The following is a 19565-nucleotide window of genomic DNA, read 5'->3' on the forward strand; positions in this document are numbered from 1 at the left end:
GACGAGAGCTTGCCCTCCGCGCGGCCGTCAGCGGGTGACTCCTAGGCTGGCAGAGCAGGGTCGAAGAGGCCCCGCACCTCGCGTGCCACTCTCTAGGAGTCATGGTCATGGCCAACCGTCTTGCCTCGGCAACCAGTCCCTACCTCCAGCAGCACGCCGACAATCCCGTCGACTGGTGGGAGTGGACGCCCGAAGCGCTCCAGGTCGCCAAGACGCTCGACCGTCCGATCCTGCTGAGCGTCGGCTACGCCGCCTGTCACTGGTGCCACGTCATGGCACACGAGTCGTTCGAGGACGCGGCGACCGCGGCGTACATGAACGAGCACTTCATCAACATCAAGGTCGACCGCGAAGAGCGACCTGACATCGACGCGGTCTACATGCGGGCAACTCAAGCCATGACCGGTCAAGGTGGCTGGCCCATGACGTGCATCCTCACGCCGGACGGTGAACCGTTCTTTGCCGGCACCTACTTCCCGCCCGAGCCCCGGCAAGGCACCCCGGCGTTCACCCAAGTGCTCCAGGCGCTCTCCGAGGCGTGGACTGACCGTCGCGATGAAGTGCTCAACGTCAGCCAGAACGTCATGGAGCACCTGAGCGAAGATGATTGATCCGGCTGGGGGAGCCCTCGGCGCTGCAGAGCTCGACACAGCAGTCGCCGAGCTGGCAAAGTCTTACGACGCCGAGGCCGGAGGATTCGGCGCGAGCCCGAAGTTCCCGACCTCGATGGTGCTCGAGTTCCTGCTGCGCAACGCCGACCGCACCGGTTCACAGCAGGCCCTCGACCTGGTCTCCGGGACGTGCGAGGCCATGGCACGCGGCGGCATGTACGACCAGCTGTCCGGCGGCTTCGCACGCTACAGCGTCGACCGGTTCTGGCGGGTCCCGCATTTCGAGAAGATGCTCTACGACAACGGTCAGCGACTGCGGGTCTACCTGCACTGGTGGCGGCAGACCGGATCGCCGCTCGCCGAACGGGTCGTCCGCGAGACCGGGCGGTTCCTGATCGACGAGCTGCAGACACCCGAAGGCGGATTCGCCTCGGCGCTCGACGCAGACAGCGATGGCCACGAAGGCACGTTCTACGTCTTCAACCCCAACCAGCTGATGCGTACCCTCGGCGTCGAGGACGGAGCCTGGGCAGCCCAGCTGCTCGGTGTCACCGGACCCGGAACGTTCGAGCGAGGCTTCTCCACGTTGCAGCTGCAGGCCGACCCCGACGACCCGCAGCGCTGGGCCGACGTCCGGGCCGAGCTGCTGGCCGTCCGGGCAGAACGGACCCGACCGGCTCGGGACGACAAGGTCGTCGCGTCCTGGAACGGTCTGGCCATCTCGGCGCTCGCCGAAGCCGGGGTGCTGCTCGACGAACCAGACTTCGTCGCCGCAGCGATCAAGGCGGCCGAGCTTGCTGGTCGACGTCCACCTGGCCGACAGGTTCGCGCGGACGTCGCGCGACGGCGTCGCCGGAGCGAACTCCGCCGTGCTGGAAGATCACGGCTCAGTGGCTGAGGCTTTCCTGGCGGTGCTCGGAGTCACCGGCGACGCAGTCTGGCTCGACCGCGCTCGGCTGCTGCTTGACCGGGTCGTCGACCACTTCACCGACCCGGACGGTGGATTCTTCGACACCGCCGATGACGCCGAGACACTCGTCGTCCGACCCAAGGACGCCTCCGACAACGCCTATCCGTCTGGTACGTCGGCGGCCGTGCACGCACTCATCGCCTTCGCGGCGATCACGGGCGAGCACCGGTACCGGGCCGCCGCCGAGTCAGGCATCACGTCCGCTGCGAACATCGCGCTCAACGTGCCGCGCTTTGCCGGCTGGACGCTCGCGGCAGCCGAGGCGATCGTCGCCGGACCCTCGGAGATTGCGGTGGTGGGCGACGAGGCCGATCGCACCGAGCTGCACCATGCCGCCCTGATGCTGTCGTCCCCAGGAGCAGTTGTCGTCGCGGGCGAACCCGGCCTGCAGATCCCGCTGTTCGAGCAACGTGAGCTGGTCGACGGCCAACCGGCGGCGTACGTATGCCAAGGGTTCGTCTGCCAGCGTCCAGTCACGACCGTCGCCGACCTGCAGGAAGCCGCTCGAGGCTGAAGCCGATCGGGTTGACCCAGATCAGTGGGTCAGGACGACCTTGATCGCCACGATGGCCACCGCGACCGCGGCCAGAGCCAGCGAGGCGAACCACGTGCGTCCGGTGACCGGGTGGCCCTGCAGGCGACCCACGATGAACGACGTGATCGCCAGACGGACGATGACCCAGGCCTCGGCCAGACGCAGGCACACGACGGGCTCGATCCAGCCGAACGCTCCGACCGCCATCAACGCGGCCGGGACGGACGCCGCTGACACGATCGGCAGGCTGTCACGCAGGATGTGCTGCATCGACGCATGCTCGTTCTGGCGAACAGACGCCCCCAGGCCCTCCGAGAAGGCGTGCGCGATGAACGTCGAGACCGCCGTGCCGAGCACCAGGGCGAAGCCGAAGCCACGCTCGATCTCGTCGTGGTGCAGGACGACCAGGCTGGCCAGCACCAGGATGTTGCCGTAGACGTACGCCGAGATGCGGTCGGCGATCTCGTCGCGTGACGGGATGGGGCGAGCCATCGGTCAGTGCTGCTGGTAGGCCAGCAGGCTGACGCCGATGTAGTGCACGATGAACGCCGCGATCGTGAACGCGTGGAAGATCTCGTGGAAGCCGAAGTACTTCGGCGACGGATTGGGCCACTTGAAGCCGTACACAGCAGCGCCGATCGAGTACAGCGCACCGCCGGTCAGCAGCAGCACGAACACCGGTGTCGACGCCTCGGACGCGAACTCGGGTAGGTAGAGCACCGCAGCCCAGCCGAGCAGCAGGTACAGCGGGACGTACAGCCACCGCGGTGCGCCGATCCAGAAGATCTTGAACACGACACCCAGCAGCGCGCCGCTCCACACCAGCGTCAGCATGATCGCGGCGTGCTGGGGGCTCAGCAGCAGGAGGGAGAACGGCGTGTAGGAGCCAGCGATGAGCAAGAAGATGTTGGCATGGTCGAACCGTTTCCAGAAACCGCGGACCCGGTCTGACCAGGTGCCGCGGTGATAGACCGCGCTGACGCCGAACAACATCATCGAGCTGACCATGAACACTGCGACGCCGGTGCGAACCAGCACGTCGTCGGAGATCACGAGCATCACGATGAACGCGAAGAACGCCAACGGCACCGTGACGGCGTGCAACCAGCCACGGAGCTTGGGCTTGATCTCCTCGACGGTCTCACGCAGCCGCTCGGTGGCTTCGTGGACCGCGCCCTCGGGCCCGTGATTGCTCATGGCTTCAGCCTATTGCACGGAGTTCAACGGTGAGTCCGCTCCGGGGTGTGACGATGCCCGCCCGTTACGCTGTCGCCATGGGAGTCAGTGATCTCGTCTACGGGGCGTACGAACGCCGTCTCGCCCATCGGCTTGACCATGCCAAGCTTCCGCCGGCACGTCGGAGCGATCGTCGACGGCAACCGTCGCTGGGCCAAGGGCGCCGGTACCAAGTACGAGGACGGCTACCAGGCCGGCGCCGACAAGATCTCCGAGTTCGCCGACTGGTGCGACTCCCTCGGCGTCGAGATCGTCACCTTGTGGGTGCTCTCGACCGACAACCTGCAGCGTTCGCCCGAAGAGCTCACGAGCATCCTCGCGGCAGTCGAAGGCCTGATGGAACGCCTCGTCGCCGAACGGCGTTGGCCGATCGCGGTGATCGGCAACCTCGACCTGCTGCCAGCAGAGTCGGCGGCGCGGATGAAGGGCATGGCCGACTCGACCTCCGACGTCGAAGGGATGCGCGTCAACATCTGTGTCGGCTACGGCGGACGCCAAGAGCTGACCGACGCGATGCGGTCACTGCTGCTCGAGCAGGCCGCCAAGGGACGTTCGTTGGAGGAGGTCGCCCGCACGCTCGTCGTCGACGACATCGCCGAGCACCTCTACACCAAGGGCCAGCCTGATCCGGATCTCGTGATCCGTACATCGGGGGAGCAGCGGCTGTCGGGCTTCCTGCTGTGGCAGAGCGTCCACTCCGAGTTCTACTTCTGTGATGCGCTGTGGCCGGCGTTCCGTCGCGTCGACTTCCTGCGCGCCATGCGTTCGTACACCCTGCGTCAGCGCCGCTTCGGCCAGTAACGCTGAAGAGGCCCCTATGGCCCCTTGACGAGGTGGTTGTCGCCCCTTGGCGAGATGGCTGTCAAAACTCGCAGGGCCGCAACCACCTCCTGATGGGGCCGTAACCACCTCCTCGGGGGGCGACGAGGAGCTCCTCAGCGTTCATGTGGCCGTTACTTTTGGTCCGCGTGTCGTGCCGGGAAAAGCCGATCGACAGTTCTACGTTGAAGGTGTGTTGATGCTCGCCCCTGAGCCCGAATCCCAGCCCACGAGTAGGGCCGGCGCAGGGTGCGCGCGGGCTCGCCACAGGAGACAGCTATGACTGCAGCACGCGCATCCAAGCAGGTCCCGAGCACTCGCCGCACGTACGTCCTGGACACCAGCGTCCTGCTTGCGGATCCTCAGGCAGTCAACCGGTTCCACGAGCACGAAGTGGTCATCCCGGTCGTGGTCATCACTGAGCTGGAACGCAAACGGCACGATCCCGAGCTGGGCTACTTCGCCCGCAGCGCCCTGCGCTTCCTCGACGACCTGCGCGTCGAGCACGGCATGCTGGACGTCCCACTGCCGATCGGCGACGAGGGCGGCACGATCCGGGTCGAGCTGAACCACACCGACCCGTCCTCGCTGCCATCTGGTTTCCGGCTCGGCGACAACGACACCCGCATCCTGTCGGTGGCCCGCAACCTCGCCAACGAAGGCTCCAACGTCACGATCGTGTCGAAAGACCTGCCGATGCGCGTCAAGGCATCGGCGGTGGGCCTGATGGCCGAGGAGTACCGCGCCGAGCTCGCCTCCGAGTCCGGCTGGACCGGCATGCGTGGCTCGAGATCGACAGCCTCGACCTCGACGGCTGTACGAACGTGGTGTCATCGACCTGCCCGCCGCGCGCGAGCTGCCCTGTCACACCGGACTGGTGCTGGTCTCCGACAAGGGCAGCGGGCTCGGCCGGGTCACCGCCGACAAAGAGGTGCAGTCGTCCGGGGCGACCGCGACGCCTTCGGCATCCACGGACGGTCGGCCGAGCAGCGCATCGCGCTCGACCTCTTGCTCGACCCCGACGTCGGCATCGTGTCGCTCGGCGGACGGGCAGGCACCGGCAAGTCGGCGCTCGCGCTGTGTGCCGGACTCGAAGCGACGATGGAGCGCGGCCTGCACAAGCGGGTCGTGATCTTCCGGCCGCTGTACGCCGTCGGAGGCCAAGAGCTCGGCTACCTGCCGGGCACCGAGTCCGAGAAGATGGGCCCCTGGGGTCAGGCGGTGTTCGACACGCTCGGCGCGATCACGTCCCCGGCGGTCATCGACGAGATCCTCGACCGCGGATGCTCGAGGTGCTGCCGCTGACCCACATCCGCGGACGCTCGCTGCACGACTCGTACGTCATCGTCGACGAGGCGCAGTCGCTCGAACGCGACGTCCTGCTGACGGTGCTGTCACGCATCGGCGCCAACTCCAAGGTCGTGCTGACCCACGACGTCGCGCAGCGCGACAACCTGCGAGTCGGGCGGCATGACGGTGTCGTGGCGGTCGTCGAGAAGCTGAAGGGTCACCCGCTGTTCGCGCACGTCACGCTGACCCGGTCTGAGCGCTCGCCGGTGGCGGCGCTCGTGACCGAGATGCTGGAGGACGTCACCCTGTAGGACGCGGTTTCGACACGTCGTCCGATATCGCCGGGCCGGGGCGCTCACGTGTGGCAAAGTTGCGCACGTGAGCGCACCGGGAGACACGCTTCGTCGGTGCTGCGACGTGCCCGGGCCGTCATCGCCATCGCCGCACTGGCCGTCGTGGCCGCCTGCGGATCTGCTTCCGAGCCGAGCGACGCCGTGCCGACCCTGCGCTGGTACGTCGGACCCGACCGCGTCGATCCGGCCGCCTTGGCCAAGACCTGCACCGTGGCTCCCGGCGGCCGGTACCGCATCGAGGTCAAGCCATTGCCCGCCGATCTCGGCACCCGGCACGACCGACTCGTCCGGCGCCTGCTCGCACGTGACGACACGATCGACCTGCTGAGCCTCGACTCGGCATTCGTCCCGGAGTTCTCGGCGGCCAACTTGCTGGCCGCCGGCCCGGCAACCCTGACCGCGGCCGTCGACGGTGCCGTCCCGTGGCTCACCGAACCGCAGGTGCTGTGGTTCCGCGGCAACGTCGCCGAACCGGCCGGACTCGACCCGAGCAAGCCCATCACCTGGGACGACCTGATCGCCGGTGCCCAGCGGTTGGGCATCACGATCCAGATCGACGATCCCGACGGCAGCGGCATGGCCGACTGGGTCAACGCGCTGGTCGTGGGCAGCGGCGGCAGCATCGTCGACGGGCCCGGCCGGGACGCGGGCGTTGGCCTGACTCCGAAGCGGGCCGCGCTGCAGCGTCCGTCGTCGAGTTCTACCACGACGCCGGTGTGGGGCCGGGGCCGTCAGCCGACGCGCTCAAGGCGTTCGCCGGCTCCAACGGCGGGTTCCTGATCGCGTCCGCGTCGGCAGTCACCGCCCGGACGTCGCGGCGATCGCCAGCGACATGGACGCGACGGCTTATCCGGTGATCGGGCCTGACAGCGTCGCACCGATCCGGGGCGTCTCGTTGGCGGTGCCGCAGCAGGCGCCGCACCCCGAGCTGTCGTACGACGCGATGGGCTGCCTGACCGCCCCCGAACAAGCAAGATCGTCACGGCGTCGCAACCCAAGCTCACCGCTCGGGCGATCGAGACCGGTGCAGCAGTGCCGACGACGCCGTACTGGTTCCAGGTGCTGCGGAGCGATCGATGCGACGTGGCGGCCAGTCTCGGATGTCTCCCGAAGACCTGACGCCCGGTCGGTCCCAGATCGCCGTCGAGGCCGCCGTCGAAGGGACATTGCGATGAGAGGGTGGCGTTGGCTCGCTCCGGCCGTCGTCGTGCTGCTGGCGGTGACGGCGTGGCCGATCGGACGTGCGGTGTGGCTGTCGCTGTCGACGTACCCGCTGACCAACCCGGATGACCGGGCGTTCGTCGGCGCCGACAACTACGTCGACGTGCTGACGAGCCGCTCCTGGTGGATCGCCGTGGCCGCAACCCTCGCGATCGTCATCGTCCTGGTCGTGGTGCAGCTGCTGCTGGGCTTCGTCTTCGCCGCGGCACTGCGACGGCTCACGGGGCTGTGGCCCGTCACCCGATTCTTGGTGCTGGTGCCGTTCGCGATGCTGGCGGTCGTGTCAGCGGTGCTGTGGCGCGATGCGGTCACCACCGGATACATCGCGACCTGGTTCGAGATCGACGACCTCGGACCCTGGGGCCGCTGGCCGCCGTCTCGTTAGGTGAGGTGTGGCGCGGCACCGGCATCACGACCGTCATCCTGCTTGCCGGAATGTTGCGGGTGTCTTCGTCGCTGATGGCATCGGCGGTCGCCGACGGCGCGACGGCTGGCAACGTTTTCGACGGGTCGTGCTGCCAGCGATGGGACCGGCCATCGCGGTGGCCGGGACGTACCGGGCGCTCGAGGCAGTCAGGACCCTCGAGGGGCCGCTGCTCGTCGCCGGGACCGACACCGATGGCCGCACCGTGACCGCCCTGCTGTGGGACACGACCTTCTCGTCGTTCGAGCTCGGTCTCGGCGCCGCGATGTCGGTCCTGCTGCTGGTCATGTCGGCGCTGGTGGCCGTCGTGCTGATGTCGCTCCTGCGGGTCAGGAGGGTCGTATGACCCCGTCGGTGCTGTCTCGTCTGTGGGCCTCCGGGCTGTCATTCGCCCTGGGCTTCGGTGTCGGGACCTTCGGCATCGTGACGGTCGCCCGGCCTGATCTGTGGCTGTGGATCGTGGTTGCCGTGGTGCTCATGGCGACGGGGGCCGCCGGAGTGCTGTTCGCCGACACACCCCGTCCCGTCTCGTTCTGGGCGGTCCTCGGAGTCGAGATCTTCGCGGTGTTCACCCTCGTGCCGCTGCTCTGGACGTTCACCGTCGCGACGACACCCGCCGGAGTCACGCCGCAGACACTGTGGCCGCAGGACGTCAGCTGGCAGGCCTTCGACGACGCGTTCAGCTCGGCACCCTCCGGCATGCTGCGGGCACATCGTTGATCGTCGCCGGGCTGGCCACCCTGATCGCGATGCCGCTGGCTGGCGCTGCAGCGTACGCGCTGGTGCGGCTGCGGGTTCGTGGCCGACGGATCGCCTACGGGCTGGTAGTCGCAGCGTTGCTGATGCCGGTCGTGGCGCTCGCCGGCCCCTTCGAAGAGCAGCTCATCGCCCTCGACTGGTACGGGTCCCGGCTCGCCCTGGTGCTGCCTGCTCTCGTCATCGCCTTGCCGCTGGCCATCTGGTTGAGCGTGACGGTCATGCGCGATGTGCCGTGGTCGCTGCTCGATGCGGTGCGGGCAGACGGCGCGACCCGCCAGCAGCGGATCAGGCACTTCGCGGTGCCCAACCTGGCGCCGGGGCTGATCGTCGTGACCTGTCTCGTCTTCGTCGCCTGCTGCAACGACTTCGTCCTCGGGGCGGCGCTGCGCGGCCGACGAACGTACGCTTCCATTGCCAGCCACGCTGATGCTGGCAACCTCACAGGCCGATGCCAGCTCAGCCGTTGCTGCGGCTGGTCTGCTGTGGATGGTGCCCGCCATCGTCCTGCTCCTGATCTTCCCGCGCCGGATCACCCAACTCCTCGGAAGGTCGTACCGATGACCTCGATCGAAGTCCGCAACCTCACGATCGCCTCCCGTACGGGTGGTCGCCCGCTGCTCGACGACATCAGCCTGACGGTTCCTGCCGGTACGACCCTGGCGATCACAGGTCCGTCGGGGGAGGCAAGTCCCTGCTGCTGCGGACCATGGCCGGGCTGGAGGACCAGACGTCCGGCGACATCCTGGTCGACGACGAGCTCGTCAACCAGGCCGGACCGCGAGATCGTGACCTGGCGATGGTCTTCCAGAGACTTCGAGGCTGCACCCGCATCTCGACGTCTTCGACAACCTGGCGTTCTCGTCGACACTGCGCCGTGGCTACGACAAGAATGCTCTGGCCGAGCGCATCCAGGAGGTCGCCGACCTGTTGGCGCTGAGCGACCTGCTCGACCTCAAGCCGGCAGCACTCGACGACGCGCAACGTCAACGGGTCGCCCTCGGACGTTCGCTGGTCCGCGACGCGCGAGGCTACCTGTTCGACTCCCCGTTCGCCGAGCAGTCCGATCGTGCTCGCACCCACGTCCGTTCGGTCACGACGCAGTGGCAGCACGAGAACGAGCGCACCTCGATCTTCACGACCGGAAGCATCGAGGAGGCACTCAGCACCGCCGACCGGGTCGCGCTGATGCACCAGGGCTTCATCCACCAGGTCGGCACCCCCCGTGACCTGTACGAACGTCCCGCCGACATGTTCGTCGCCGGCTACCTCGGCGCTCCGCCGATGAACCTCGTGCCCGCCTTCCCGATGGGCGAACAGCTCGTCATGCCGTTGACGACGATGCTGCTCGACGCGCCTTTGCTCGAACGCATCGGTGACCGCGGCGTCGTCGTGGCCGGCATCCGCCCCGAGCACTGCTACGACGGTTCGGGACCGTTGGCCGCAACGGTCACCGACAAGGTCGAGATCACGACCCGCATCGACGACGTCGAGTGGCGTGGCAGCTCGCAGTTCGCCTACCTCGGCTACGAGATCGAGCCCGCCGTCGAAGATCTGCTCAACGAGGTCGAGGACCTGCTGGAGTTCGACCTGTTCCAGAACTTCATGGTGGCCGAGCTCGCCGCCGACAGCACCCTGAAGCCCGGCATGTCGATCCGGGTCGTGATCCCGCGCCAGCGGGTCCACATCTTCGACCCGGAGACGGGCGAGAACCTCACGCTCGCATGACGGCGGCAACACGGGCGCAGCATGCGTGGGCGGCGTCGATCGCACTGCTGTGCGGGGCTCTCTACTCGGCGGTGACGCTGATCCGCTTCAACCACTTCACGATCGCTTCGTACGACAACGCGATCTTCGAGCAGGCAGTCAAGAGCTATGCGGGTCTCGGTGCGCCCATCGTCGACATCAAGGCCCCCCGGCTACAACATCCTGGGCGACCACTTCTCGCCCGTCACGGCATTGATCGCGCCGTTCTACCGGCTGGTTCCGTCGGCTCAGACGATTCTCCTGGCGCAGGTGGTGCTGATCGCGGTGTCGATCTACGTCATCGCGCTGCTCGCGATGCGTCACGTCGGTACGGCGTGGGGTGCGGCCATCGGGGTCGCCTACGGTCTGTCGTTCGGCATCCAGTCGGCGGTCGAGGCCGACTTCCACGAGGTGGCGTTCGCGGTGCCGTTGCTGGCGCTGGCCGGGTCGGCGTACGTCGACCGACGTTTTGCGCACGTCGTCGGCTGGTCGCTGCCGCTGATGCTCGTCAAGGAGGACATGGGCGTCACCGTCGCGGCGATCGGCTTCGTGCTGTGGCTGGCGGGGGAGCGCCGGCGGGGCGTGGTGCTGGCTCTCGTGGGCGTGATCGGGGCGGCGCTGGTCGTGCTGGTCATCATCCCGGCCATCAACCCCGACGGCGTCTACGCCTACGCGCACCAGGGTGAACGTGGCCGGTTGGAGGCGTTGTTCGACCAGGTCGATCGCAAGGCCGCGACAGTGCTGCTGACCGTGGCGATCACGGGACTGGCGGCGTTGTGGTCGCCGTGGGCACTGGTGGCGGCGCCGACGTTGCTGGGCCGATTCGTCAACGACGTGCCGTTCTACTGGGGCACCGAGTGGCACTACTCGCTGGTCGTGATGCCGATCGTGTTCGTCGCGATGATCGACGGGATCCGGCGCCAACCCCGGCTGAGGTGGTCCGTGCCTGTGGCGCTCGTCGTCGGGGGATTCATGATGGTCAACTCGCCGGTGCTGGCACTGACCGATCCTGCGACGTACGACGAGCCGCCGCGTGCTGAGCATGCGCGGTTGGTCGTGTCGTTGATCCCGGAGGGGGCGAGCGTCGAGGCCGACATCGGCCTGATGGGGCATCTGGTCACCGACCACACCGTCTACTGGCTGGGGTCGATCGGTGAGGCCGTGCCCGACTACGTCCTGTTCGACGTAGAAGCCGGAATAGGCTCCCCAGAAGATGTCGTGGCCTACGCGGAGCAGAAGCACGGCGGCCGCTACGGCTGATCTACGACAATGCAGGCTACAAGCCAGCCCAACGCCAGTAGCCCCCCAAGTAAACGCTGACGAGGCGGTTACTGCCCCTTGACGAGGCGGCTATGGCCCTGGTCGAAGGGCCACAACTACCTCGCCGGAGGGCGGTAACCGCCTCGTCAGCGGGGTGGGTTAGGGGTGGGTCATGGACATGACGTCGAGCGCCTTGTCGAGGTCTTCTTCCGACACTTCGCCTCGTTCTACGAAGCCCATCTCGATGACGACCTGGCGGATTGTCTTCTTCTCCTTGACCGAGACCTTGGCGACCTTGGCGGCGTTCTCGTAGCCGATGTAGCGGTTGAGCGGTGTCACGACCGACGGCGACGACTCAGCCAGGAACAGGCAGCGCTCCTCGTCGGCGACGATGCCGTCGATGCAGCGGTCAGCCAGCGTGCGCGAGGCGTTGCCCAGCAGGCGCATCGACTCGAGGATGTTGCGGCCGATGACGGGCAGCATGACGTTGAGCTCGAACGAGCCCGAAGCACCGGCGACAGCGATCGTCGCGTCATTGCCGATGACCTGCGCGGCGACCATGAGCGTCGCCTCGGGCAGGACAGGATTGACCTTGCCGGGCATGATGCTCGAACCGGGCTGCAGATCGGGCAGCTGGATCTCGCCGAGACCCGTGCGGGGGCCCGAGCCCATCCACCGCAGGTCGTTGCAGATCTTGGTCAGGCTGACCGCGATGGTGCGCAGCTGCGCCGGACATCTCGACCAGCCCGTCGCGTGCGCTCTGCGCCTCGAAGTGGTCGGCGGCCTCGGTGATCGGCAGGCCCGTGTTGGCCGCGAGGATCTCGATGACGCGCTGCGGGAAGCCGATCGGCGTGTTGATGCCGGTGCCCACGGCGGTGCCGCCCAGCGGAACCTCGGCGGTGTTCGGCAGGGCCGACTCGACGCGGGAGATGCCGCGGCGGATCTGCTGTGCGTAGCCCGCGAACTCCTGGCCCAGCGTGACCGGCGTGGCGTCCATGAGGTGCGTGCGGCCCGACTTCACGACGGACGCGAACTCGGTGGCCTTCGCCTCGAGCGACTTCGCGAGGTGGTCGAGGGCGGGGATCAGCCGTTGGTCGCCGAGGCCGTGGCAGCCACGTGGATCGACGTCGGGAAGACGTCATTGGACGACTGCGAGGCGTTGACGTGGTCGTTGGGGTGAACGTCCTTGCCGAGGGCCTTGGTCGCCAGGGTCGCGATGACCTCGTTGGTGTTCATGTTGCTCGACGTGCCCGAACCGGTCTGGAAGACGTCGATCGGGAAGTGCGCGTCGTGGGCGCCGGTGGCAACTTCGTTCGCGGCGGCGACGATCGCGTCGGCGATGTCCTGGTCGAGGATGCCGAGCTCGGCGTTGGCCGTGGCGCAGGCTGCCTTGATCTGGGCGAGGGCGCGGATCTGCGCCGACTCGATCGGGGTGCCGGAGATCGGGAAGTTCTCGACGGCTCGCTGGGTCTGTGCCCGCCAGAGGGCGTCAACGGGGACGCGGACTTCGCCCATCGTGTCGTGCTCGATGCGCCATTCAGATGTGTTGTCGGTCATGGGGGCACGATATCGCTGACGCGTCGGCGTGAACCGGTGAGGATCCAGTAGTCCTCCTCGCGGCTCTGCAGGCGCACAGGTATCCGGGTCTCGTGGACGTCGACGAACGTCGTGGTCAGGCTCGCCATGACCTGGTCGGAGGGGGCCATCGACCAGATGCACAGGCTCCCGTCGGGCCGCAGTCGAGCGGCGCAGACGTCGATGAAGGACGAGCCGTACACGGCGGCGTTGTCGTCGTGGACCAGGAAGTCGGGTCCGTTGTCGACGTCGAGCACGATCGCGTCGAGCGAAGCCGGTGCTTGCTCGGCCACGACGGCGCGCACGTCGCCGACGACCATCTCGGTGCGTGGGTCTGCCAGCAGGTCTGCGCCGGGGATCGTGCCGTCGCGCATCCACGCAGGTATCTCGGGGTGCAGCTCGGCGACCACGACTCGTCGGACGTGATCGGCCGCGAGCAGCCACGCAGCGTGAAGCCGAGTCCGAGTCCGCCCACAAGGATCTCGCCGGCTCCCTGGTCGAGCACGGCCCGGGCCAGGGCACGTTCGGACGAGGTCTCCTGGTCGTCCATCACGAAGACTCCGTTGACGCGCAGCTCAAGGGCACCGTCGTCACGACGACGGACGAGGGGACCGGCCATGTCGTCGAGGATAGTTACCATGAACGGGTGCCATCACCTACGGTCCCCGACCCGCTCTCCGTGCTGGGCACGTGGACGCTCGACCGCACGATCGACGACCGTCATGGCGGCGAGAGCTCGACGGTCCGCGGCACGACTGGCTCGTCGCGCAGGACGACGGCCGGGTGCGGTGGGCTGAGCAGGGCAGGCTGCGACGGGGCGACCTCGACGTCCCGGTCAGTCGCACGCTCTTCGTCGAGCTGCGGGACGCTGGCTGGTTCGTGACGTTCGATGACGGCCGCGACTTCCATCCGTGGGAGCCGGGCGCAGAGGTCGTGCATCCGTGTGCCGCTGACACCTACGTCGGCCGCATCGAGCTCGTCGATGCCGACTCGTGGACCGTCGAGTGGAATGTCACGGGGCCGACCAAGGACTACACCATGACGAGTCGGCTGACTCGTCACGCCGGGTAGATCAGGACCTCGCTGGCCTTGACCGCCAGGAACACCTCGGTGCCCGGCATCAGGTCGAGCTCGGCGACAACCGGCGCGGTGACGTCAGCGCTGATCTCGTCGGTCCGTACCCGGACTTGAGCGCCGTGGGGCTCGAGCCACGGACCACCGCACGGATGACGTTGCGGGGGCTGCCGTGGGGGCGTTCGCGGTGCACGCTGACGGCGCTGGGGCTGAAGACCGCCACGGCTGCCGCGCTCGGGCGGATGTCTGGGCCATGTTCGAGGCCGGCGATCCGCAGCCCACTGGCAGTGACGACGCCACCGGCGTCGGAAAGGCCACGGGCCAGGTTGAGACCGGCGATCCCGGCTGCGAATGTGCTGCGCGGTCGGCTGAGCACGTCTTGGGTGGGTCCGTGCTCGACGATCCGGCCGTGCTCCATGACGACGACCCGGTCGGCGAGCAGCAGGGCATCGAGCACGTCATGGGTCACGATGATCGCGCTGCGATCTGCGAGCACGCGCTTCAACAGCTGACGCATCGCCGGCACGACGGTGATGTCGAGCGCCGCCATGGGTTCGTCGAGCAGCAGCAGCCGTGGGTCTGCGGCGAGCGCTCGGGCGATCGCAACCCGTTGGGCTTGTCCGCCGGACAGCTGGGACGGCTTGCGGTGCGCGAGGTCGGAGACGTCGACCTCGGCGAGCCAGTGGCTGGCCGTGGTGCGGGCCTGGCCACGGGAGAGGCCGGCGCTGCGGGGGCCGAAGGCGACGTTGTCGAGTGCATCGAGGTGCGGAAAGAGCAGCGGGTCCTGCGCCAGCAGTGCCGTCCCGCGGTCGTGCGGTGGTCGCCAGGTACCGGTGGCGTGCTCGAACAGGACCGTCCCGTCGAGGGTCACACTTCCACCGTCGGGACGCACGATGCCGGCGACGGACGCCAGCAGGGTCGACTTGCCAGAGCCGTTGGGTCCGACGATCGCGACGGTCTCGCCAGGTGCCACGTCGAGGGTGGCCTGGACGTCGCGTTTGGTGACGGAGATGTCGACGTGGAGGGTCATAGTGCACTGCTCCGGGTCCTGCGCACGAGCCCGATCACGAGCACGGCGATGACGACGAGCAGGAGTGACAGGGCGACTGCGGCATCCGGGTCGGTCTCGCGCTGCAGGTAGATCTCCAGCGGCAGCGTCCGGGTGACGCCCTCCAAGCTGCCCGCGAAGGTGATCGTGGCCCCGAACTCGCCCAGCGCCCGCGCGAACGCCAGCACCGCCCCGGCGGCCAGGCCAGGCAGGACGAGCGGCAGCGTGACTCGGCGCAGCACCGTCGTGGGCTTGGCGCCCAGGGTTGCGGCAACGACTTCGTACCGCTGCCCGGCTGTTCGCAGGGTGCCTTCGAGACTGACGACCATGAACGGCAGAGACACGAAGGTCTGGGCGATCACGACCGCTGTCGTCGAGAACGCGATCTGCATCCCGAGCACGTCGAGCGTCTCACCGAGCAGGCCCCGCCGACCGAAGGTGTAGAGCAGGGCGATGCCACCGACCACAGGCGGCAGCACGAGTGGCAGGAGCACCAGCGAACGGACGAACCCTTGCCCGCGAAACGTCGTCCGAGCCAGCACGAGAGCCATCGGCACCCCGAGGACGAGGCACAGCACCGTGCTGATGGCCGACGTGCGAAGGCTCAACCACAAGGCGGCCCGCGACGAGTCCGAGGTGATGAGGTCGATGAAGTCGGCCCAGTCGACCCGCGATGCCATCGCCACGAGCGGGAGCACGATGAACAGTGCCCCCGCCGTGGCGGGGACGAAGACCCAGCGCGGGACGCCGGAGTAGGTCGCTGGGCTGGTCATCTACGGTGCGGCAAATCCTGCAGCGGACAAGATGGCTTGTCCTTCCGGTCCTGCGACGAAGGCCGCGAAGGCCTGAGCCGTCTCGAGGTTCTTGCTGCCTGACAGGGCGGCGATCGGGTAGGTGTTGACCAGGTCGGCGGACTCGGGGAAGGGCACCCCGTTGACCTTGTCGCCGGCGCCCTTGACGTCGGTGACGTAGACGAGTCCGGCGTCGGCCTCGCCGGAGATGACCTTGCCCAGCACGTCGGTGACCGACTGTTCTTCGCTGACCGGTGAGATGTCGATGCCGCCGGCCTTCTCGACGCCGGCGGCAGCCGCGCCGCACGGGACTTCTGGGGCGCACAGGACGACCTTGACGTCCTTGTCGGCGAGGTCGTCCAGTGAGTCGATGTCAGCCGGGTTGTCGGGGGGAGTCGCGATCTCGAGGGTGTTCTTGGCGAAGTCGACGGGAGCCCCGTCGACCAGGTCGTCGGCGGTGGCCTTGTCCATGTTCTTGGTGTCGGCCGAGGCGAAGACGTCCGCGGGGGCGCCGGCCTGGATCTGTGCGACGAGATCGGACGATCCGGCGAAGTTGAACGTGACCGTCACACCGTCGTTGGCCTTCTCGAAGGCGCTACCGATCTCGGTGAAGGTGCCTTTCAGTGAGGCAGCGGCGAAGACTGTGAGGGTCGTGGCCTTCGGCTGGTCGGCCGGGGCGTCGGAGGCGGGCTCGGCAGTCTGAGCCGCAGGCGGCGAGGGTCGTGAGCAGCAGGGTTGCGGCGAGGGTGCCGACGAGGCGCTTCATGAGGAACCTTCCAGGGATTCGATGATGACGGTGGTGGACTTGATGACGGCGACGGCGACCGAGCCGGGCTCGAGACCGAGCGCTTCGACCGCTTCGCTGCTCATCAGCGAGACGACTCGGAAGGGTCCGCACTGCATCTCGACCTGGGCCATCACGGTGTCGGCCTTGACGGCCGTGACGAGTCCGGGAAAGCGGTTGCGGGCCGAGGACGCGGCGCCGGAGACGTCGGGCGTCTTGGCGTGCTCCTTGGCGAACTGGGCCAGCTCGCGTCCTTCGATGGCCATGCGGCCGGACGGGTCGGTGATCGACGTCAGTGCGCCGCTGGTGACCCAGCGGCGGACGGTGTCATCACTGACGCCCAGGTACTGGGCAGCATCGGATATCCGTACATGCGACATGACGGTCACTCTAGACCCGCAGATGCGGATCTGAATAGGTCTCTACTCCGCAGATGCGTCTTTCGATCGGCGATCGCGGGCTATTTCCATGTCATCGGCGACCTGCGTCTGCTGGTACGGACCGGGCGCCCGCAAGTGGTCGATGACGTTCTGCACCGAGACCGGATCCTTGTCCTGGCTCATCTTGACCTTGCACGTGAACCGGTCGACCGGGATGCGCAGCCCGACGGTGCCACGAGCAACAGGTGCTGCCCACTCGCGGTCGAGCCACATGGGGTCGTCGACATGCTGCTCGAAGTGCGCGGTGAGCCTGACCAGGACGTCGAGGTTGTCCTCGACGTCGAGGATCTGCGGCGTGCCCCAGCAGTGCACGGCGCTGAAGTTCCAGGTCGGAGCACGGCTCGATCCGGGCACGTACCAGCTGGGTGACACGTAGCCGTGCGGGCCTTGGAAGACCACGAGCACCTCGGCGGTGCCGAGACCGTGCAGGCGGTCGTCAGGCTTGCCGACGTGGGTCACCAGCGCGAGCTCGTCGCTCGACTCGTCGAGCAGCACCGGATAGTGCGAGGCCACCAACTCCCCGGCGTTCTGACTGATCAGGGTCGCCCAGGGGTTGGCGGCGATGAGCTCACGCACCACCTGCTCGTCGGTCGAGGCATGCCGTGGATTGTGCCTCATGAGGTGGGCTCGTCCGTCGAGGTGGACTCGCCCGCCGAGGTGGCCCGGGCGGCGGTGCGCGCGATCGTGTCGGCGTACGTCGAGTAGAGCTGGGGCGGCAGGTCGTGCGCCATGCCGGCGATCTCGAGGTGCTCGGCACCGGGGATCGCGGCGGCCGTGGCCTTGCCGCCGGACTTGTGCACCAGCGGGTCGTTGAGCCCGTGGATCACCGCCACCGGAAGGGTCAGCCGACGCAGCGCCTCGGTGCGATCGGGCTGAGTCAGCACCGCGAGCATCTGGCGGGTCACGCCGCTCGCGGTCCACCCGCGATCGTAGGTCTCGTAGGCGCGTGCACGTGCAGCCTCCTCATCGGTCGGAAAGGCAGGAGAGCCGATGACCTTCGAGCCCTTGAGCGACCGTGCGACGTAGGAGTCGCGGGTCCGGCCCGCCGAGGACAGCATGACCGGGAAGACCTTGGGGTTCTGGAATCCGACCGTCCGCTTGCCGGTCGTCGACATGATCGACGTCATCGACAGCGCGCGATCAGGGTGCTCGATCGCGAACGTCTGGGCGATCATGCCGCCCATCGAGACCCCCGCCAGGTGGACCTGCTCGATCCCGAGGTGGTCGAGCAGGCCAGCCGCATCGTCGGACAGGTCGCTCAACGTGTACGGGACCTTGCCACCGCCCAGGATGCGTAGCCCGGCGAATGCCCGCACGATCTCGACCCGTCCCACCTTGTGCTGGCGCAGCTTGGTCGACCGGCCCGTGTCGCGGTTGTCGTACCGGATGACGAAGAAGCCGCGATCAGCCAGCATCTGGCAGAACCGGGTGTCCCACCAGCCCATCGGACCGCCGAGTCCCATGATCAGCAGGACCGGGGGATCGTCCGGGCTGCCGAAGGTCTCGTAACAGATGTCGATGCCCGAAGGCAGGGACGCGAAGAGCTCTCCGGACGTCGTCATGCACACCGCCGAGTCATGTCACCAGCGTGTCATGCTCAGTGTTCGTAGTCGACCGTCGAGTAGGCCTGCAGCTTGCCGAGCTGGTGCTCGCTCGTGATCTTGCGGATCGTGCCGCTGCGCGACCGCATGACCAGCGACTCGGTGTAGGCCTTGCCTCCGCCGTAGCGGACGCCGTTCATGAGCCACCGTCGGTGATGCCTGTGGCGACGAAGAAGCAGTCGTCGGCAGTCACCAGGTCATTGGTCGCCAGCACCCGGTCGAGGTCGTGGCCCGCGTCGATCGCGCGCTGACGCTCGTCGTCGTCGATGGGCCACAGACGACCCTGGATGACACCGCCGATCGCCTTGATCGCACAGGCGGTGATGATGCCCTCGGGCGTTCCGCCGACTCCGACCAGCAGGTCGACACCGGTGTCGGGACGCGCCGCGGTGATACCGCCTGCGACGTCACCGTCGATGATGAACTTGATACGGGCACCCGCGGCGCGGATCTCGTCGACGATGCCCTGGTGACGGGGACGGTCGAGCACACAGACCGTGACGTCGCTGTTGGAGATCTTCTTGGCCTTGGCGACGCGGGCGATGTTCTCGGCGATCGGCAGCCGGATGTCGACGTGATCGGCGGCCTCGGGGCCGGCGATCAGCTGCTCCATGTAGAAGACCGCCGAGGGGTCGTACATCGAGCCACGCGGTGCGACGGCCATGACCGACACGGCGTTCGGCAGGCTCTTGGCGGTCAGCGTCGTGCCGTCGATCGGGTCGACGGCGACGTCGGTCTCAGCACCGGTGCCGTCGCCGACGTGCTCTCCGTTGTAGAGCATCGGGGCTTCGTCCTTCTCGCCCTCGCCGATCACGACGATGCCGTTCATCTGCACGGTGTTGATCAGCGACCGCATCGCGTTGACCGCGACGCCATCTGCTCCGTTCTTGTCACCGCGGCCGACCCAACGGCCAGCGGCCATGGCTCCTGCCTCGGTCACGCGGACCAGGTCGAGGGCGAGATTGCGATCGGGCGCCTGGGCGGCGGGCTTGAGGCTTTCCACAGGCACATCGTAGCGGTCCGCGCGGGGG

Annotated in this window: 22 protein-coding genes and 5 pseudogenes; 15 read left to right on the forward strand and 12 right to left on the reverse strand. The window is 67.8% G+C overall.

Going from position 1 to position 19565, the window contains the following annotated elements; genetic code table 11:
• The first annotated feature begins 107 nt into the window (after positions 1 to 107).
• Genes ACHMWU_RS12660 through ACHMWU_RS12670 form a run of 3 tightly spaced genes read left to right on the forward strand, consistent with a single transcriptional unit; the run spans position 108 to position 2095 of the window.
• Positions 108 to 611: a thioredoxin domain-containing protein gene (locus ACHMWU_RS12660; protein ID WP_396044157.1), complete on the forward strand. Its 504-nt coding sequence runs from the start codon at positions 108 to 110 to the stop codon at positions 609 to 611.
• On the forward strand, positions 604 to 1509 hold the full coding sequence (locus ACHMWU_RS12665) for a thioredoxin domain-containing protein (RefSeq protein WP_396044159.1): 906 nt from the start codon (positions 604 to 606) through the stop codon (positions 1507 to 1509). Before ACHMWU_RS12660 ends, ACHMWU_RS12665 begins: the two co-directional genes overlap by 8 nt.
• Positions 1502 to 2095 carry a hypothetical protein gene (locus ACHMWU_RS12670; RefSeq protein ID WP_396044161.1) on the forward strand — a complete coding sequence of 198 codons (594 nt, stop codon included), beginning with the start codon at positions 1502 to 1504 and terminating at the stop codon, positions 2093 to 2095. Before ACHMWU_RS12665 ends, ACHMWU_RS12670 begins: the two co-directional genes overlap by 8 nt.
• Positions 2096 to 2116: 21 nt before the next feature.
• Here the strand turns inward: ACHMWU_RS12670 and ACHMWU_RS12675 are convergent, their stop codons facing one another.
• A complete protein-coding gene (locus tag ACHMWU_RS12675; RefSeq protein ID WP_396044163.1) occupies positions 2117 to 2608 on the reverse strand; it encodes a hypothetical protein in 492 nt (163 codons plus the stop codon).
• A 3-nt stretch (positions 2609 to 2611) separates the two neighbouring features.
• The gene (locus ACHMWU_RS12680; RefSeq protein ID WP_396044165.1) at positions 2612 to 3313 is read right to left on the reverse strand and encodes a hemolysin III family protein; all 702 of its coding nucleotides are present in this window, start codon (positions 3311 to 3313) and stop codon (positions 2612 to 2614) included.
• Positions 3314 to 3390: 77 nt separating this feature from the next.
• Between ACHMWU_RS12680 and ACHMWU_RS12685 the strand changes: the two are divergent.
• The 11 genes and pseudogenes from ACHMWU_RS12685 to ACHMWU_RS12735 all read left to right on the forward strand — a co-directional run bounded on the left by ACHMWU_RS12685 (position 3391) and on the right by ACHMWU_RS12735 (position 11221).
• A pseudogene (locus tag ACHMWU_RS12685) lies at positions 3391 to 4153 on the forward strand (isoprenyl transferase).
• A 297-nt stretch (positions 4154 to 4450) separates the two neighbouring features.
• Positions 4451 to 5772 (forward strand): annotated as a pseudogene (locus ACHMWU_RS12690) (PhoH family protein).
• Positions 5773 to 5868: 96 nt separating this feature from the next.
• Complete coding sequence (locus ACHMWU_RS12695; protein WP_396044167.1) at positions 5869 to 6594, forward strand: extracellular solute-binding protein; 726 nt, start codon at positions 5869 to 5871, stop codon at positions 6592 to 6594.
• Positions 6595 to 6646: 52 nt separating this feature from the next.
• Positions 6647 to 7420 carry a carbohydrate ABC transporter permease gene (locus ACHMWU_RS12700; RefSeq protein ID WP_396044169.1) on the forward strand — a complete coding sequence of 258 codons (774 nt, stop codon included), beginning with the start codon at positions 6647 to 6649 and terminating at the stop codon, positions 7418 to 7420.
• A 139-nt stretch (positions 7421 to 7559) separates the two neighbouring features.
• Positions 7560 to 7805 carry a hypothetical protein gene (locus ACHMWU_RS12705; RefSeq protein WP_396044171.1) on the forward strand — a complete coding sequence of 82 codons (246 nt, stop codon included), beginning with the start codon at positions 7560 to 7562 and terminating at the stop codon, positions 7803 to 7805.
• The gene (locus ACHMWU_RS12710; RefSeq protein ID WP_396044173.1) at positions 7802 to 8179 is read left to right on the forward strand and encodes a hypothetical protein; all 378 of its coding nucleotides are present in this window, start codon (positions 7802 to 7804) and stop codon (positions 8177 to 8179) included. Before ACHMWU_RS12705 ends, ACHMWU_RS12710 begins: the two co-directional genes overlap by 4 nt.
• 29 nt (positions 8180 to 8208) lie before the next feature.
• Positions 8209 to 8541, forward strand: a pseudogene (locus tag ACHMWU_RS12715) (ABC transporter permease subunit); the annotation flags it as partial.
• Between the two features lie 103 nt (positions 8542 to 8644).
• Positions 8645 to 8779, forward strand: a complete 135-nt coding sequence (locus ACHMWU_RS12720) for a hypothetical protein (RefSeq protein WP_396046990.1) — start codon at positions 8645 to 8647, stop codon at positions 8777 to 8779.
• A gap of 145 nt (positions 8780 to 8924) precedes the next feature.
• The gene (locus tag ACHMWU_RS12725; protein ID WP_396046992.1) at positions 8925 to 9155 is read left to right on the forward strand and encodes a hypothetical protein; all 231 of its coding nucleotides are present in this window, start codon (positions 8925 to 8927) and stop codon (positions 9153 to 9155) included.
• Positions 9146 to 9943 carry a hypothetical protein gene (locus ACHMWU_RS12730; protein ID WP_396046994.1) on the forward strand — a complete coding sequence of 266 codons (798 nt, stop codon included), beginning with the start codon at positions 9146 to 9148 and terminating at the stop codon, positions 9941 to 9943. Before ACHMWU_RS12725 ends, ACHMWU_RS12730 begins: the two co-directional genes overlap by 10 nt.
• Positions 9944 to 10090: 147 nt before the next feature.
• On the forward strand, positions 10091 to 11221 hold the full coding sequence (locus ACHMWU_RS12735; RefSeq protein WP_396044175.1) for a DUF2079 domain-containing protein: 1131 nt from the start codon (positions 10091 to 10093) through the stop codon (positions 11219 to 11221).
• Positions 11222 to 11380: 159 nt separating this feature from the next.
• On the opposite strand, the pseudogene ACHMWU_RS12740 reads toward ACHMWU_RS12735, so the two are convergent.
• Both ACHMWU_RS12740 and ACHMWU_RS12745 read right to left on the reverse strand, forming a co-directional pair.
• Positions 11381 to 12778: pseudogene (locus tag ACHMWU_RS12740) on the reverse strand (class II fumarate hydratase).
• Positions 12775 to 13206: a hypothetical protein gene (locus tag ACHMWU_RS12745; protein ID WP_396044177.1), complete on the reverse strand. Its 432-nt coding sequence runs from the start codon at positions 13204 to 13206 to the stop codon at positions 12775 to 12777. The pseudogene ACHMWU_RS12740 and the gene ACHMWU_RS12745 overlap by 4 nt, the downstream one beginning before the upstream one ends.
• 280 nt (positions 13207 to 13486) lie before the next feature.
• Here ACHMWU_RS12745 and ACHMWU_RS12750 point away from each other — a divergent pair, with 280 nt between their 5' ends.
• Complete coding sequence (locus ACHMWU_RS12750; protein WP_396044179.1) at positions 13487 to 13867, forward strand: DUF6314 family protein; 381 nt, start codon at positions 13487 to 13489, stop codon at positions 13865 to 13867.
• On the opposite strand, the gene ACHMWU_RS12755 is transcribed toward ACHMWU_RS12750, so the two are convergent.
• From ACHMWU_RS12755 to glpX, 8 genes and pseudogenes are all read right to left on the reverse strand, one after another.
• Positions 13855 to 13962 (reverse strand): TOBE domain-containing protein, encoded by a 108-nt coding sequence (locus ACHMWU_RS12755; protein WP_396046716.1) that lies wholly within the window; start codon positions 13960 to 13962, stop codon positions 13855 to 13857. The genes ACHMWU_RS12750 and ACHMWU_RS12755 overlap by 13 nt on opposite strands.
• Positions 13917 to 14900, reverse strand: a complete 984-nt coding sequence (locus ACHMWU_RS12760; protein WP_396044181.1) for a sulfate/molybdate ABC transporter ATP-binding protein — start codon at positions 14898 to 14900, stop codon at positions 13917 to 13919. Before ACHMWU_RS12760 ends, ACHMWU_RS12755 begins: the two co-directional genes overlap by 46 nt.
• The gene (locus ACHMWU_RS12765; RefSeq protein ID WP_396044183.1) at positions 14897 to 15691 is read right to left on the reverse strand and encodes an ABC transporter permease; all 795 of its coding nucleotides are present in this window, start codon (positions 15689 to 15691) and stop codon (positions 14897 to 14899) included. The genes ACHMWU_RS12760 and ACHMWU_RS12765 overlap by 4 nt, the downstream gene beginning before the upstream one ends.
• Positions 15692 to 16333, reverse strand: a complete 642-nt coding sequence (modA, locus tag ACHMWU_RS12770; RefSeq protein WP_396046718.1) for a molybdate ABC transporter substrate-binding protein — start codon at positions 16331 to 16333, stop codon at positions 15692 to 15694. It lies immediately after the preceding gene.
• Between the two features lie 138 nt (positions 16334 to 16471).
• On the reverse strand, positions 16472 to 16873 hold the full coding sequence (locus tag ACHMWU_RS12775) for a molybdopterin-binding protein (protein WP_396044185.1): 402 nt from the start codon (positions 16871 to 16873) through the stop codon (positions 16472 to 16474).
• Positions 16874 to 16915: 42 nt separating this feature from the next.
• Positions 16916 to 17551: an FMN-binding negative transcriptional regulator gene (locus tag ACHMWU_RS12780; protein WP_396044187.1), complete on the reverse strand. Its 636-nt coding sequence runs from the start codon at positions 17549 to 17551 to the stop codon at positions 16916 to 16918.
• Positions 17548 to 18495 (reverse strand): alpha/beta fold hydrolase, encoded by a 948-nt coding sequence (locus tag ACHMWU_RS12785; protein ID WP_396044189.1) that lies wholly within the window; start codon positions 18493 to 18495, stop codon positions 17548 to 17550. Before ACHMWU_RS12785 ends, ACHMWU_RS12780 begins: the two co-directional genes overlap by 4 nt.
• Positions 18496 to 18530: 35 nt before the next feature.
• Positions 18531 to 19537 (reverse strand): annotated as a pseudogene (glpX, locus tag ACHMWU_RS12790) (class II fructose-bisphosphatase).
• Positions 19538 to 19565: the final 28 nt, after the last annotated feature.

Origin of the sequence: Aeromicrobium sp. UC242_57, assembly GCF_044452305.1 — a bacterium.
In the GTDB taxonomy this organism is placed as follows: Bacteria; Actinomycetota; Actinomycetes; order Propionibacteriales; family Nocardioidaceae; genus Aeromicrobium.

Excerpts from the sequence above, each read along its gene's own strand:
- ACHMWU_RS12775 (WP_396044185.1), bottom strand. The coding sequence starts at position 16,873 with ATGTCGCATGTACGGATATCCGATGCTGCCCAGTACCTGGGCGTCAGT.
- ACHMWU_RS12765 (WP_396044183.1), bottom strand. The coding sequence starts at position 15,691 with ATGACCAGCCCAGCGACCTACTCCGGCGTCCCGCGCTGGGTCTTCGTC.
- ACHMWU_RS12725 (WP_396046992.1), top strand. The coding sequence starts at position 8,925 with ATGGCCGGGCTGGAGGACCAGACGTCCGGCGACATCCTGGTCGACGAC.
- ACHMWU_RS12675 (WP_396044163.1), bottom strand. The coding sequence starts at position 2,608 with ATGGCTCGCCCCATCCCGTCACGCGACGAGATCGCCGACCGCATCTCG.
- ACHMWU_RS12735 (WP_396044175.1), top strand. The coding sequence starts at position 10,091 with ATGCGGGTCTCGGTGCGCCCATCGTCGACATCAAGGCCCCCCGGCTAC.
- ACHMWU_RS12660 (WP_396044157.1), top strand. The coding sequence starts at position 108 with ATGGCCAACCGTCTTGCCTCGGCAACCAGTCCCTACCTCCAGCAGCAC.
- ACHMWU_RS12705 (WP_396044171.1), top strand. The coding sequence starts at position 7,560 with ATGGGACCGGCCATCGCGGTGGCCGGGACGTACCGGGCGCTCGAGGCA.
- ACHMWU_RS12780 (WP_396044187.1), bottom strand. The coding sequence starts at position 17,551 with ATGAGGCACAATCCACGGCATGCCTCGACCGACGAGCAGGTGGTGCGT.
- ACHMWU_RS12680 (WP_396044165.1), bottom strand. The coding sequence starts at position 3,313 with ATGAGCAATCACGGGCCCGAGGGCGCGGTCCACGAAGCCACCGAGCGG.
- ACHMWU_RS12710 (WP_396044173.1), top strand. The coding sequence starts at position 7,802 with ATGACCCCGTCGGTGCTGTCTCGTCTGTGGGCCTCCGGGCTGTCATTC.
- ACHMWU_RS12760 (WP_396044181.1), bottom strand. The coding sequence starts at position 14,900 with ATGACCCTCCACGTCGACATCTCCGTCACCAAACGCGACGTCCAGGCC.
- ACHMWU_RS12720 (WP_396046990.1), top strand. The coding sequence starts at position 8,645 with ATGCTGGCAACCTCACAGGCCGATGCCAGCTCAGCCGTTGCTGCGGCT.
- ACHMWU_RS12785 (WP_396044189.1), bottom strand. The coding sequence starts at position 18,495 with ATGACGACGTCCGGAGAGCTCTTCGCGTCCCTGCCTTCGGGCATCGAC.
- ACHMWU_RS12665 (WP_396044159.1), top strand. The coding sequence starts at position 604 with ATGATTGATCCGGCTGGGGGAGCCCTCGGCGCTGCAGAGCTCGACACA.
- ACHMWU_RS12700 (WP_396044169.1), top strand. The coding sequence starts at position 6,647 with ATGGACGCGACGGCTTATCCGGTGATCGGGCCTGACAGCGTCGCACCG.